General features: G+C 58.1%; 18 protein-coding genes. 11 read left to right on the forward strand and 7 right to left on the reverse strand.

The features are described 5' to 3' along the window. Positions 1–353 precede the first annotated feature (353 nt). Positions 354–1,247, forward strand: a complete 894-nt coding sequence (locus tag AC1RP7_RS20110) for a sensor histidine kinase (protein WP_057713846.1) — start codon at positions 354–356, stop codon at positions 1,245–1,247. After that, positions 1,244–1,903 carry a response regulator transcription factor gene (locus tag AC1RP7_RS20115; protein WP_057713845.1) on the forward strand — a complete coding sequence of 220 codons (660 nt, stop codon included), beginning with the start codon at positions 1,244–1,246 and terminating at the stop codon, positions 1,901–1,903. The genes AC1RP7_RS20110 and AC1RP7_RS20115 overlap by 4 nt, the downstream gene beginning before the upstream one ends. Here AC1RP7_RS20115 and yegS read toward each other — a convergent pair. After that, entirely contained in the window at positions 1,887–2,804 is a 918-nt protein-coding gene (gene yegS, locus AC1RP7_RS20120; protein WP_218494472.1) for a lipid kinase YegS, read from the reverse strand. The genes AC1RP7_RS20115 and yegS overlap by 17 nt on opposite strands. 208 nt (positions 2,805–3,012) lie before the next feature. Here yegS and AC1RP7_RS20125 point away from each other — a divergent pair, with 208 nt between their 5' ends. Then, on the forward strand, positions 3,013–3,327 hold the full coding sequence (locus AC1RP7_RS20125) for a hypothetical protein (protein WP_224795438.1): 315 nt from the start codon (positions 3,013–3,015) through the stop codon (positions 3,325–3,327). Between the two features lie 64 nt (positions 3,328–3,391). Here AC1RP7_RS20125 and AC1RP7_RS20130 read toward each other — a convergent pair whose 3' ends face one another. Continuing rightward, on the reverse strand, positions 3,392–4,618 hold the full coding sequence (locus tag AC1RP7_RS20130; protein WP_090457036.1) for a molybdopterin molybdotransferase MoeA: 1,227 nt from the start codon (positions 4,616–4,618) through the stop codon (positions 3,392–3,394). Next, positions 4,602–5,141: a molybdenum cofactor biosynthesis protein B gene (gene moaB, locus AC1RP7_RS20135; RefSeq protein WP_090457038.1), complete on the reverse strand. Its 540-nt coding sequence runs from the start codon at positions 5,139–5,141 to the stop codon at positions 4,602–4,604. Before moaB ends, AC1RP7_RS20130 begins: the two co-directional genes overlap by 17 nt. A gap of 81 nt (positions 5,142–5,222) precedes the next feature. Here moaB and mobA point away from each other — a divergent pair, with 81 nt between their 5' ends. Beyond that, positions 5,223–5,825, forward strand: coding sequence for a molybdenum cofactor guanylyltransferase MobA (gene mobA, locus AC1RP7_RS20140; protein WP_493181035.1), 603 nt, complete (start codon positions 5,223–5,225; stop codon positions 5,823–5,825). Between the two features lie 77 nt (positions 5,826–5,902). Beyond that, positions 5,903–6,124 carry a YgdI/YgdR family lipoprotein gene (locus AC1RP7_RS20145; RefSeq protein ID WP_007994800.1) on the forward strand — a complete coding sequence of 74 codons (222 nt, stop codon included), beginning with the start codon at positions 5,903–5,905 and terminating at the stop codon, positions 6,122–6,124. Positions 6,125–6,208: 84 nt separating this feature from the next. Here AC1RP7_RS20145 and AC1RP7_RS20150 read toward each other — a convergent pair whose 3' ends face one another. The 4 genes from AC1RP7_RS20150 to AC1RP7_RS20165 form a co-directional block, all read right to left on the reverse strand. Beyond that, positions 6,209–7,099 carry a pseudouridine synthase gene (locus tag AC1RP7_RS20150; protein ID WP_493181036.1) on the reverse strand — a complete coding sequence of 297 codons (891 nt, stop codon included), beginning with the start codon at positions 7,097–7,099 and terminating at the stop codon, positions 6,209–6,211. A 126-nt stretch (positions 7,100–7,225) separates the two neighbouring features. After that, entirely contained in the window at positions 7,226–7,543 is a 318-nt protein-coding gene (locus tag AC1RP7_RS20155; protein WP_090457046.1) for a transcriptional regulator, read from the reverse strand. Between the two features lie 172 nt (positions 7,544–7,715). Continuing rightward, the gene (locus AC1RP7_RS20160; protein ID WP_057713838.1) at positions 7,716–7,952 is read right to left on the reverse strand and encodes a glutaredoxin family protein; all 237 of its coding nucleotides are present in this window, start codon (positions 7,950–7,952) and stop codon (positions 7,716–7,718) included. Positions 7,953–8,057: 105 nt separating this feature from the next. After that, positions 8,058–9,266: an ammonium transporter gene (locus AC1RP7_RS20165; RefSeq protein WP_493181037.1), complete on the reverse strand. Its 1,209-nt coding sequence runs from the start codon at positions 9,264–9,266 to the stop codon at positions 8,058–8,060. Between the two features lie 328 nt (positions 9,267–9,594). Here AC1RP7_RS20165 and AC1RP7_RS20170 point away from each other — a divergent pair, with 328 nt between their 5' ends. From AC1RP7_RS20170 to AC1RP7_RS20195, 6 genes are all read left to right on the forward strand, one after another. Next, positions 9,595–9,909, forward strand: coding sequence for an ElaB/YgaM/YqjD family protein (locus AC1RP7_RS20170; RefSeq protein ID WP_057713836.1), 315 nt, complete (start codon positions 9,595–9,597; stop codon positions 9,907–9,909). A gap of 1 nt (position 9,910) precedes the next feature. Continuing rightward, positions 9,911–10,300 carry a phage holin family protein gene (locus AC1RP7_RS20175; protein ID WP_057713835.1) on the forward strand — a complete coding sequence of 130 codons (390 nt, stop codon included), beginning with the start codon at positions 9,911–9,913 and terminating at the stop codon, positions 10,298–10,300. Then, positions 10,297–10,641, forward strand: coding sequence for a hypothetical protein (locus AC1RP7_RS20180; RefSeq protein ID WP_493181038.1), 345 nt, complete (start codon positions 10,297–10,299; stop codon positions 10,639–10,641). The genes AC1RP7_RS20175 and AC1RP7_RS20180 overlap by 4 nt, the downstream gene beginning before the upstream one ends. A gap of 216 nt (positions 10,642–10,857) precedes the next feature. After that, positions 10,858–12,186: a deoxyguanosinetriphosphate triphosphohydrolase gene (locus AC1RP7_RS20185; RefSeq protein WP_493181039.1), complete on the forward strand. Its 1,329-nt coding sequence runs from the start codon at positions 10,858–10,860 to the stop codon at positions 12,184–12,186. A 178-nt stretch (positions 12,187–12,364) separates the two neighbouring features. Continuing rightward, positions 12,365–12,757: a response regulator gene (locus AC1RP7_RS20190; protein WP_057713832.1), complete on the forward strand. Its 393-nt coding sequence runs from the start codon at positions 12,365–12,367 to the stop codon at positions 12,755–12,757. A 245-nt stretch (positions 12,758–13,002) separates the two neighbouring features. Next, on the forward strand, positions 13,003–13,629 hold the full coding sequence (locus tag AC1RP7_RS20195) for a response regulator transcription factor (RefSeq protein WP_057713831.1): 627 nt from the start codon (positions 13,003–13,005) through the stop codon (positions 13,627–13,629). Positions 13,630–13,634 lie beyond the last annotated feature (5 nt).

A 13,634-nucleotide genomic window follows, 5' to 3' on the forward strand; every position in this document is an offset into this window, starting at 1 on the left:
GCTGTAACTTGAGTGCGCACATGTCGCAAATGAATATTTCGTAGCTATAAGCGACACTTTTAAACAACCGGCATTTTGCGACGGCAACAACCCACTTGTTCCATTATGGAAGCATCGTCAAAACGACTGGATTCCTGACTTTTCGGACATACATACGGACGCGACCAACGGTATCTTAGGTGCTACTATGCCGCCTGTTAGTTGACGCCAATTAATGGCAGTGTGATCGCAGCCGAATACAGCTCGCTGCAGTTCGCAGCTGAACTCCTCGGCGCTCCACATTAAAAAAACAGGGGCCTGTCAGCCAGCATGACCGGTCAGCCCGCAGCGAACATCCATTGGCTCCATCCGCTATGCACGCCAGCCTCAAGTCAATCGCCACGTGGCCACCCTCCCGAGCAAATGCACGCCTATTCACGCTGTTGCTATGTGCCTGCTCGACCCTCGGCAGCTTGCTGGTCCATGGCTTGTCCATTCCGTTGCCCCTGTCATTGCTGGTGCTCAACGTTGCGGCGCTGACCAGTGTTGCCGTGCAGTACTGCCTCTCGCGCAAATCGATCAAATTCCAGCCTCAGGAACTGGCGGACCGGCTGTTGCAGGTCCAGGAAAACGAGCGTCACCGGCTGAGCCGCGAACTGCATGACGACATCGGTCAATTGCTGACCGCTGCCAAACTGCAAAGCGACTGGCTCAAACGCCGGATGCCCGAAGAGCTCCAGGGACAATGCGCGGTCCTCTGCGACACGCTGGAAGAAACCCTGGCCAAAGTTCGTGACGTATCCGCCATTCTCAATCCCCGGCAGTTGACCAGCCTTGGACTGGAAGCCAGTCTGCGGGCACACCTGCTCAAGACCCTAGCCAACACCCCGGTGCACTGGAGCCTGGAATGCCAGCAGCGCCTGACCGGCATACCGGAGGAAATGGCCGTGGCAGCTTTCCGTATTACCCAGGAAGCGGTCACCAACATCCTGCGACATGCCCAGGCCAAGAACCTGCTGGTATGCCTGCAGCGCCTGCCTCAAGGCCTGAAGTTGCAGATCAGCGATGATGGTCAGGGTTTCGCGCCCGCAACAGACCCTGGTCGTGAAGGGCAGCGCGGTATGGCCGGGATGTCGGAACGGATCGATCAACTGGGCGGCACACTGACCGTTACCAGCGAGCCGGGCAAAGGCACTCAAATCGAAGCTCTTTTTCCCTGGGCGCCCCGTGCGCTCGAACGGGCCAGTTCGAATAAGGTTATGCATTGACTTGTAACTTACTACTGGTGGATGACCACTCGCTGATCAGGGCTGGCGTGCGCGCCCTGGTAATGGATCTGCCCGGCTATGCCGTCATCGGTGAGGCCAGTGACGGCTCGCAGCTGCTCGAAATGGTTGGGCGTCTCTCCCCGGATATTATCCTGCTGGATATTTCGATGCGCCAGACCGGCGGCCTCGAAGCCTTGCAGCAACTCAAGCGGGTGCGCCCGCAGAGCAAGGTCCTGATCCTCTCGATGCACACCGACCCTGCCCTGATCATGCAGGCGCTGGAGTCCGGAGCCCATGGCTACCTGCTCAAGGACACCACGGCGACCGAACTCGAGCACGCGCTGGAAGCCTTGCGCAACAACGAGCGCTATCTGAGCCCGGCCATTGCCCACACAGTGATCACTCAGGCACTGACCCGAAACCAGAAGCACCGACCCGAACCTGCCGACTCGCACAACCTGACGGCACGTCAGCTGGAAATCCTGCGGTTGATCGTTCGCGGAAAATCCACCCGAGAGATCGCCAACGGCCTGGGGTTGAGCGTCAAGACCGTCGAAACCCACCGCTCGCAGATCATGAAGCGCTTGCAGATCTACGATGTGGCCGGCCTGGTGCTGTTTGCCGTACGTGAACAAATCATCAGCCTCGATGACTAGGCACTTCACTGTCGCGTAACAACGGCGAATTCTCAGGTAGATGCACGAGTAAAGCCGCCGGGCGAACCGAGAAACGCAGGCTGTCCCCTTCCAGCGGTTCACCGTCAAGGTTGATGTACAACCCTTCCGAAACCTTGATCTCGACCCAGGGCAGGCGCGCCCGAACAAACATGCTGTCGATGCCAAAGCCTTCGGTCAGCAGGTTTTTCAAAGTACTGACCACTTCCTGCGGTGCCGGCAGGATGCTGATATCCAGCAAACCGTCATCAACCAGTGCCTGCGGGCACAATTCCCGCCCGCCTCCGGCCTGCCGACCATTGCCGATGCCCAGGGCCAGCAGATCGCCGCGCCAGTGAAAGTCCGGCCCCTGCAATTCACCGTACGCGGTATGCAGCTCATTGAAGCGTGACAAGCCGGTGAACAGATACGCCGCACCGCCGAGGATTTTCTTCAGATCCTCCGGGGTGTTCGCTGTGACATGACTGCCGAACCCACCGGTCGCCATGTTCAGGAATATCTGCCCATCAACCTCCCCCAGATCAATGGCAGTCGGCACGCTATCGAGCAGCTCCAGCGCCTGATCGGGTTCCAGGGACACACCCGCCGCACGCGCAAAATCATTGGCGGTACCTAGCGGCATCAATACCAGGCTGGCTTTTATCGAATGCTCCGCCATAGCCTCGGCAATATCGCGCAAGGTGCCATCGCCACCACCGGCAATGATGTATCGATACCCGGCCGCCAACGCTTCGCCCACCAGCCTTTGCGCATCGCCGGCTTCCCAAGTCAATCGAACAGCCAGCTCCCGACCTCGCTCACGCTGGCTTTCGACGGCGGTGCGAACCGCCTCGTTGAGCGCTTGCTTGCCATGCAGAATCAATAGCGCCTTGCGATCGCTCATTACTCACTCCCGGTTTGGATGGCATCTGGGAGATGTTGACCGCGAAGGCTCCGGTAAAAGTCGCCAGAAATCGAATTATTTCCAGTCGGAAGGCCTTGGCCCCCATACGGCAGGACTTTTCTTACAAAACGTTAGGAATCGGCTCAATTGACCGAAAATCTGAATTGGTAGACTTTGAGGATCCAGCTGGACATCACAAGGACGTGCCATGCAACACCAAAACCTCGCATCACCGGCCATCCTGGTCTTGCCGCTCGCAGATAACAAAAATACAGGCCATCGAGCTGAATGCCGCAACAGCACAAAAGCCACGGGAGAAATTGATATGGAACCTCGCGTCACCGAGCTGGAAACACACCTCAAGTGCATACGCCGGGACATTGAAGAAGCCCGGGATGACGTCAAATCCATCAGGCACCGGCTTGTCTATTCCGCCTGCGGAACAGCCGTGATCCTCTGTCTCCTTGGCTGGATCGCCAATAGCCGTTTCGAGCAGGTCATTTCATTGCTTCTGGCCCATTGAGTGCCCTCCCACACAAGACCCGACTCAATCAACCGGGTCTTGTGTGACAACGCCGCTGAAGCTATCAGCTCAGGACTTCGCTCAGCGGAATGAAGAAAACGCTATCGCCCTGAACCAGCGTGCGACCTTCCAGGACCTCTACCAGTCCATCAGCCCAGGCAGCGCTGCGCAGAACACCGGAACTCTGGTTTTTGTAGATCGTCGCCCTGCCGCTTTCCAGCCGTCCGCGCAAATACTCACGCCGATTGCCTGGCTGGAGCCAGTCAAACCCTGCCGGCACCTGCACCTTCAGCGGCTCAACGTCCATTACCCCCTGACGGCGCAAGAGATAGGGCCTGGTCAACAAGGCAAAGGTCACGAGGGTCGATGCGGGATTGCCCGGCAAGCCAATCACCGGCACACCGCGAAAATGCCCGAACGTCAGCGGTTTACCGGGCTTGATGGCGAGTTTCCAAAGCGTCAGTTCGCCCTCCTCGCGCAAGGCGATGCCCAGAAAATCGGCTTCCCCCACCGATACGCCACCGGTCGAGAGGATTAGGTCGACATCTTTCAACTCACCTAATCGGGTGCGAGTGGTTTCCAGATTGTCCGGCAGAATTCCCGCGTCGACGACCTCACACCCCAAACGCTGCAACCAGCTGCACAACAACACCCGGTTGCTGTTGTAGATCTGTCCTGGTCCCAGCGTCTGCCCCGGCTCAATCAACTCGTCGCCGGTAGACAGCACCGCCACGCGCACCTTTCGAACCACCTCCAGCTCAGCGCATCCCAGGGAGGCAGCCAATCCTTGCTCGATCGGCCCCATCTGCGTACCTGCTGGCAGAATCAACTCGCCGACAGTGGTTTCCTGGCCTTGCGGACGGATGTTCTGGCCTTGGGTCAAGGCTTGAGTGAAACGTACTCGCTCATCGGCCTGAACCTCGGCGTTCTCCTGCATCTCGACGCAATCGGCACCGGCGGGAACTGGTGCCCCGGTGAAAATGCGCGCACAGGTTCCTGGCTGCAACGGATCGGGGGCCTGGCCGGCAAACACCTTCTGACTGACCGGCAACGGCTCTCCCGTCCAGTCGACCATGCGCAAGGCATAACCATCCATGGCACTGTTGGGCCAGGGCGGCAGATCAAGCGTCGATACCAGATCCTGCGCCAGTACACGCCCCTGTACCTGCGCCAACGGCAAGCGTTCACGCTCGACAATCCTTGAGGCCTCGGCCATTTCCAGCAAGCGCGCCAACGCCTGCTCGACAGGCATCAGGCTGCCAGACTTGCCAGGCTTACCCACGGGATTCACAAGGCGCGGCCTGTTTCAAATGAGGCACGAAATTGCACGGCCGATGCCGCGCATCCAGCTGCTCGGCCAAAATGCCGTCCCAAGCGGTGCGCACGGCATTGGTCGAGCCCGGCAAGCAGCAAACCAGCGTGCCGTTGGCCAGACCGGCCAACGCCCGGGACTGAACGGTCGAGGTACCGATATCGGCAACCGAGATCTGGCGGAACAGCTCGCCAAATCCATCGACCTGTTTGTCCAGCAGGCACGCGACGGCTTCCGGCGTGCTGTCACGTCCGGTAAAACCGGTGCCGCCGGTGATCAGCACCACCTGCACGACATCGTCGGCAATCCAGTTGGCGACTTGCGCGCGAATTTTGTAGAGGTCATCTTTGAGCAACACCCGGGCGGCCAGGTAATGACCGGCAGCGGTCAAGCCATCGACAAAGACCTGACCTGAGGTGTCGGTTTCCAGTGTGCGGGTATCGCTGACAGTCAGCACTGCAATATTCAGCGGTGCGAAAGGTACATCAGCCTTGGCTTTCATAGGCTCGTCCAGTTGTAGGAGAAACAGCCCGGTGTTATATCACAGCGCTCCGTTTTTTCGCCGCCCCCATGGAGGCTCGCCATGACCACGAATTCACAATTGCCACCCTGCTCCATTCTGCTCCTGGCGGGCGGCCGCGGCCAACGTATGGGGGGGCGGGATAAAGGGTTGCTGGACTGGCACGGCGAACCGCTGATTGTGCATCTGCATCGCAAGACCCGCCCGCTGACCGATGACCTGATCATCTCCTGCAATCGTAACCCTGAGAAGTACGCCCCCTACGCCGACCAGTTGGTCCACGATGATGAAGGTGACTTCCCCGGGCCGCTGGCCGGTATTCGCGCAGGCCTGAAAGCTGCTCGCCATACCCATCTGCTGGTCATGCCCTGTGACGTTCCGGGCATTGATGCGGCGCTGATCGGCAATATGCGCGAGGCCGCCAACCTGCATCCGGACAAGCCGCTGATGGTGCGGCATGATCACCACTGGGAGCCGTTGTTGTGTGTGATTCCCGTGCTACACAGGGCAGCATTCGAAAATGCCTGGAACGAGGGTGAGCGCAGCCCTGGCCGGTTGATGCGCAATCTCGGCGCGACCGCGCTGCAATGCCCCGTCAACGACCCTCGGCTGGCAAATCTCAACACGCCGGAACTTTTAAGCGGTCATGACACTGTGTCAGACTGATATCGATCAGGAACTTGCGCGGACGGTGTACGTCTCAAGTTCAGCAACCACAGAATTCTTATTCGGAGACACAACTCATGACTCAACGGACCCTCGCCACTTTCATGCTCGCACTGGGCCTTGCCACCCTCGCCGGTTGTGCATCGCCTACAGTGATCACCTTGAATGACGGTCGCGAAATCCAGGCCGTCGACACGCCGCAATTCGACAAGGATTCCGGTTTCTACGAATTCGAACAGCTCGACGGCAAGCAGACCCGCATCAACAAAGATCAGGTTCGGACCGTCAAGGAACTGTAATCCCGACGCCGCCGGATACACAAAAGCCCGCTTGATGCGGGCTTTTTCATGCCTGGAGAACAGTGCTTCAGGATCGCTTCCCGATCACCATTGCAGGGTGATTTCACTCTCGAACTCACGCGCCTGGCCCGTGACCGGATCGATAAACTTCAGCCCCTGAGCCAGCAACTTCAAAGGATTGGCGTAGTCATCCTGCGCATCCTTGAGCACCTCGGGGTAAAACGGGTCGTTGCAGATAGCGGCTCCCAACGCCGCCATATGTACCCGTAGCTGATGTTTCTTGCCCGTCACCGGGTAAAGACCATAACGCCAGAGCTCCCCCAGTTTCTCCCTGACTTCGACCGCCGTCTCGGTATTGCTGGCCCCCGGGCCTTCCTGCATGCGGAAGAACGGTTCGCCATCGACCAGTCGGCTTTTATGCACCAACGGAAAAGCCAGGCAGGGCAGCGCCTTTGCGATGGCCTCGTAGCGCTTTTCGATCTGCCGGGTTGGAAACAACGCCTGATAAGCCGAACGGGTCTGCGGATTGGCGGAAAACAGCACCAGCCCCGCGGTGTGCCGGTCGATGCGATGCAATGGCACCAGGTGCGGATTGTCCAGGCGGCGGATCAAGCGCCGGAGCAGCGTTTGTTCGACGTATTCGCCAGCCGGGGTCACCGGCAGGAAATGCGGCTTGTCGGCGACCACCAGATGCTCATCCGCGTACAGAATCGACTCGATCACCGGGATCGGTTTTTCATCCGGCACTTCGCGAAAGTAATGAATCCGCAAACCTTCCCTGTAGACCAGGTCGAGGGCAATCGGCATGCCCTGCCCATCGAGGACCCGGCCACGGGCAATTCTGTCCAGCCATTGTTCACGACCGATGGCGCTGAAATGCTCACACAGGCAATCGACAACGGTCTGCCACGGGCCAGGTGGCAAGTAGAGCGTACTGGCCTGACTGTGTGCCGCGGAAAAAGAAGAAGTGGACATACGAAAGCTCTAACCTCAGTGCAGAGCGGCATTATCCAACAGCAAGGGGAATGAACCTAGGGGGCGTTCTCAATTAGTTTTCCCGTCGCGGCGTGAAAACTAATTGAGAACGCCCCCTAAGATTCCTCAAGCCGGGATCCGCGCGCGCGCCGCCGCTTCGGTGTACTCCTTGAGCCAGCGCAGTACATCGACCGCCTCCCAGCGGGCGGGATCATACAGGGCGTACAACAATCCCTGATAACCCACGACATCGAGTTGCCGGTGATAACCCGCGCGTTGAAACAAGGCTTCGATTTCTGCGAAACAGGTATTGAAATGCGTTTTGTTGAAGGGCGTTTTCCCCTCGGTCACCAGACCATCCAGGCGCAACTCAAGGACAGCCTCGCGCACGACGTCCGCGGACATCCGGTTCACGCTATTCTTCAACTGTTCGACATTGACCACGATTCATCCCTCTCACGCCCGGGCTTGCCTGCTCACTCCCGAAAATCAGGAACGGCAAGACAGGCACTTCGAATAACTGTATACGCATACAGTATCCGATCAACACCGAATAAGCCAAGGGGATCAATCGTAAAGTTCGACAGGCGGGACACGCCACCAACGCAAAAACCGCTCAACCCAGGAACGCCACCACCTGATCGGCACTGAAAGGCCAGCCCAGTTCAGCACCGGTATCGACTCGCCGCAACACCGGAATTCGCAGGCTGTAGGCTGCGAACCATGTTTCATCGTCAGCGATATCCACCAGCTCCACCAGCAGGCCGCGCTCGACGAATTCCATCAGCATGGCTTCGGCTACTTCACAGAGATGGCATCCAAGGGTGCCGAACAGCTGACATTCGGGAAGCATGAGCGCTCAACCAGAAAATGAAGTGATCATTCTAGGCCTGCCCCGAAAAACCGTCGAGCCATTGCGACCCCTGCCATGATGCCGTCGACCATGAAAAGACCTGAGTCAGTCCTGGCTCACGGCGCCGATCTTGTGGATCGACAGGTCCGCGCCGTAATACTCTTCTTCCTGACTCAGGCGCAATCCATGCAGCGCCTTGATCACGCCATACACCGCAAACCCGCCGGCCAGTGCCACAGTGATGCCCAGCGCAGTGCCGATCAACTGGCTGATCAGGCTGACCCCGCCCAACCCGCCCAAAGCGGTCTGGCCGAAAATGCCGCAGGCGATGCCGCCCCACACGCCGCACAAACCATGCAATGGCCACACACCCAACACATCGTCGATGTGCCATTTGCCTTGGGCCGCGGTAAAGCACCAGACAAACAGCGCCCCCGCGATGGCACCAGTGACCAGCGCCCCCACAGGATGCATCAGGTCGGAACCGGCACAGATTGCCACGAGCCCCGCCAACGGGCCGTTGTGCAGAAAGCCGGGGTCATTGCGCCCGACAATCAGCGCCGCCACCGTACCGCCAACCATGGCCATCAACGAATTCACCGCCACCAGTCCGCTGACACCTTGCAGGGTTTGCGCGCTCATGACGTTGAAGCCGAACCAGCCAACAATCAGGATCCACGAGCCCAGTGCCAGAAACGGGATGCTCGATGGCGCGAACGCGACCAGCCGACCGTCGCGATAGCGGCCATTACGCGGTCCGAGCAACAACACCGCCGCCAGTGCCAGCCAACCGCCCATGGCATGCACCACCACCGATCCTGCGAAGTCATGGAAACCGGCGCCAAAGCGCTCCAGCAACCAGGCTTGCAGACCCAGGTTGCCGTTCCAGACAATGCCTTCGAAGAACGGATAGATGAACGCGACGATCAACGCGGTTGCACACAACTGAGGAACAAACCGGGCGCGCTCGGCGATGCCTCCGGAAATGATCGCCGGGATCGCCGCGGCAAAGGTCAGCAGGAAGAAAAACTTCACCAGGCCATAACCATGGTCGGCATTGAGCACCGCCGCTGGTTGCATGAACGTCACGCCATAGGAAATCCAATAGCCTATAAAGAAGTAGGCCAGTGTCGAAACGGCGAAGTCGCTGAGGATTTTCGACAACGCATTGACCTGGTTTTTCTGTCGCACGGTTCCGACTTCGAGAAAGGCGAAACCGGCGTGCATGGCCAGAACCATGACCGCACCGATCAGAATGAACAGCGTGTTGGAGCTATGGGCCAGGGTGTCCACAGCGCTTTGCAGGTTTTCCATGGGATGGGCAGACCTTATGGCAGAAAAAAGCACCAAAGCAGTTCGCGATGACTGGCCATGCACCAAGTTGCAGCTTCAAGACATCAGCGCACTGATCTCGTTGAACCACTTTGGCGCACGGACGCCGTCCAGGAAAAACGCGCCCCGGACGTTTACGCGAGTTTTTGATTGTTGGTCCTACGGTTTTACTGAAATCATGCCCGGCAATAGCGCAATGGTGCGGACCGGCGCACCACGACTCAGCAAAAGTTGTACCAGTCATTTGTACTGAACCTTCGCCGAAGGCTCATACTCGAACGCATCAGAAAGCCACTTAAGGAGATCCACCATGGCCCGCCCCCAGGCAAAGACTGCTCAAGAAATCCTGATGAACGACTTTCAGACACTGGTCAGTGACACCGAACGCTTGCTGGAGCACACCGCGACCCTGGCCGGCGATCAGGCCGACGAGTTGCGCGAGCAGATCCACGAAAGTCTCTTGCGTGCCCGTGAAACCCTGAAGCTGACCGAAGACTCCCTGCGCGAACGCGGCAAGGCTGCTGTCACCGCCACGGAAGACTATGTCCAGGCCAACCCTTGGCAATCTGTCGGGATCGCGGCCGGCGTGGGTTTCCTGATCGGCCTGCTGGCCAGCCGGCGCTGATATGTCGATCGGCGAATCCGGCCCGTCCGTGACGGGAACCAGCTCCTCATCGCGGCGCCTGGGTGCTGCCTTCCTTGGGTTGCTGCACAGCCATGTCGAGCTGTTCGGCATCGAACTGCAGGAACAAAAAGCCCGCACCGTCAGCCTCTTGCTGTTTGCGGGCCTGGCGCTGGTGTTTGCGTTGCTGCTGTTGGTGGGGCTGTCGACGCTGGTGCTTATCGTGTTCTGGGACACGTATCGCCTGACCGCCATCATCGGGCTCTGTGTGTTCTACTCCCTCGCCGCCATATTCTGTGGAATGCGCTTGAGAGCGGCGATTTTCGATGAGTCCTCGCCCTTCCATGGCACCCTGGAAGAGCTGGCCAACGATCGGGAGCGCCTGCTGCCATGAACCTGCCTGAATTGCCACAAAACAGCTCACGCACGGAAATGCGCAAGGCCCTGATCCGCCTGCGCATGGAAATGCACCGCCAGGAAATCCGCCACGAATCCTCGCAACTGCTGCAGCCCTTGCAACGGGTGCGCGGGATGACGCAAAACCTGCAGGAGGGCTTCGGCATCAAGCACGCGCCACTCTGGGGCGTGGCCGCCGTCACCTTGCTGGGCTTTCTGACCGGCAAGGGTGCGAAAAACGGGGGTGGCCTCAGCAGTCTGACCCGGCTGATCCGCCTCGGCACCACACTGGGACCGCTGATCAAACTGATCATGCAGGGCTCTTCGCGCAAAGACTGATCAGTTTCTTTCTGGCTGCATGCTTGCAAAGTCGACGGGATGCGCTCCTCTATCGAGGGGTGCAATCCTGTGCGCCTACCCGATCAACAGGCACCCTCCAGAAAATGATCTTGCAAGGAGGCCTCGATAGCAACGCCGCCGGGTTGTAGTTCCGCTTGCAGGTCATGGCGCGAAACGGGAAGCTAGGCCATCAGACACCTGACGGAGTGACCCGCCTTGGATTGGCATACCCTGCTTACCCGCGAACGCCTCGGAAAACCTTTGCACAGCCCGGAAGAACTCGGCCGCAGCCCTTTTCACAAAGACCACGACCGCATCATTTTCTCGGGAGCTTTCCGCCGTCTCGGGCGCAAGACCCAGGTCCATCCGGTGTCCAGCAACGATCACATTCATACGCGCCTGACCCACTCGCTGGAAGTCAGTTGTGTGGGTCGCTCACTGGGCATGCGCGTCGGCGAAACCATCCGCAGGACCCTGCCCGAATGGTGCGAACCCAGCGATCTGGGGATGGTGGTGCAATCGGCCTGCCTGGCACACGACATCGGCAACCCGCCGTTCGGCCATTCCGGTGAAGACGCGATCCGCCATTGGTTCCAGCAAGCCGCCGGCCGTGGCTGGCTGGATGCAATGAGTGAAGCCGAGCGCAATGACTTCCTGAATTTCGAAGGCAATGCCCAAGGCTTTCGGGTACTCACCCAACTTGAGTATCACCAGTTCGACGGCGGCACCCGCCTGACCTATGCAACGCTGGGCACGTACTTGAAGTATCCATGGACGGCCAGGCACGCCGACTCGCTGGGCTACAAGAAACACAAGTTCGGCTGTTATCAGAGCGAGCTGCCACTGCTGGAGCAGATCGCCCAAAAACTCGGCCTGCCACAACTGGAGGAGCAACGCTGGGCGCGGCACCCGCTGGTGTACCTGATGGAGGCCGCCGACGACATCTGCTATGCGCTGATCGACCTGGAAGACGGCCTGGAAATGGAGTTGCTGGAATACGCCGAAGTCGAATCCCTGCTGTTGGGCCTGGTGGGCGATGACTTGCCGGAGACCTATCGCCAGCTCGGTCCGGACGATTCGCGCCGACGCAAACTGGCTATCCTGCGCGGTAAAGCCATCGAGCACTTGACCAATGCTGCGGCCCGCGCCTTCGTCGAGCAACAGGATGCGCTGCTGGCCGGTACACTGCCCGGCGATCTGGTGGAACACATGCACGGTCCCGCCAAGCGTTGCGTGCTCAATGCCAAGGACATGGCCCGCAAGAAAATCTTCCAGGACAAGCGCAAGACCCTGCATGAGATCGGCGCCTACACCACGCTGGAAATCCTGCTCAACGCCTTTTGCGGTGCCGCGCTGGAGCAGCACAATGGGCGTACGCCGTCGTTCAAGAGCCGCCGCATCCTTGACCTGCTGGGCAACAATGCACCCGATCCTCACGGCCCGTTGCACACTTCGTTTTTGCGCATGATTGATTTCATCGCCGGCATGACCGACAGCTATGCCAGTGACATGGCCTTGGAAATGACCGGCCGCGCCAGGCACTGAGGTGTATCGATTGATCAGCCATTACGGCATTCGTTATGGCTGATACCCCCTTCAGCATCCAACTGCACTCAAGTTTCGTCGAATTGCCCTACAGCACATGTCGAGCAAACTGATCGCTTGCCCGGTACTCTCGCGAAACAATCGCCCTCCCTTCCGTTCGACAGATGAAGTGCGCGCCATGGCCGAAGACGATCTACGCATCCTCGTGGTGGAAGACCATCCCTTCCAACTGATAGCCACTCAATGCCTGCTGGAAAGTTATGGCTTCACCCGGCTGACGACAACCGACAGCGCCAAAGGCGCCCTGCTGCAACTGCTCGGGGCCGACCAACCGTTCGACATCCTTTTATGCGATCAATGCCTGCCCGACCTGACGGGACTCGATCTGGTCCGGTTCGCCAGCCAGCGAGGGTTGATCAGGCAGGCGATCATTCTCAGTAGCCTGACGACATCTGAACTGGATGAGCTTGAAAAAACGGCCTCTGAACAGGGGCTGCCATTATTGGGTTATTTGATAAAACCACTGAAACAATCTGAATTTAGAGACTTGTTGACCTCAGCACCACTATAGAAAAAAACATATAAAAACTGACAAACATACATTGAAAAGCTTACAAACAACTTCCATTTAAAGCACACCCGCATGTTGGACTTCTTTCAGCCTTCCTAATAAGAAACCTAGTTAATACGTAGTCCCATTCTTTTTCATCTGTAGGATTTTTCCTATATTGCTGCTACAGACTGGTCAGTTCATGCGTCCCTCCAAGTATCTGAGCTATGGTGCGCGCTTTATTTGAGCTCGCATGGGACTTGATTATGAACTCCGTTTTTATTGTCGACGATCACCCGGTTATCCGCCTTGCCGTTCGAATGTTACTGGAACATGAAGGTTACAAAGTCGTCGGCGAAACTGACAATGGGGTCGATGCCATGCAGATGGTTCGCGAATGCATGCCCGACCTGGTCATTCTCGACATCAGCATTCCAAAACTGGATGGCCTGGAAGTGCTATCCCGATTCAATGCAATGAGCACCCCTCTTAAAACCCTGGTACTGACAGCGCAATGCCCGACACTTTTCGGTATTCGCTGCATGCAATCGGGTGCATCGGGCTATGTCTGCAAACAAGAGGACATCAGTGAACTGGTCAGCGCCATAAAAGCGGTATTTGCAGGTTACAACTATTTTCCGAGCGAGGCTTTGAACCCCATCCGCGGAGATGAAACACGCTGCATGGAACTGGAACTGTTCAAATCCGTAAACGACCGGGAACTGATGGTCTTGCAACTTTTTGCCCAAGGCCGCACAAACAAGGAAATCGCCAAGGGCATGTTTCTGAGCAACAAGACCGTGAGCACCTACAAAAAGCGCCTCATGCAGAAACTAAAAGCCAAATCCCTGGTTGAACTGATCGAGATGGCAAAACGTAACGCACTCGTGTGAGAACC

It is taken from the genome of Pseudomonas sp. GW822-FHT01E03 (assembly GCF_058802985.1).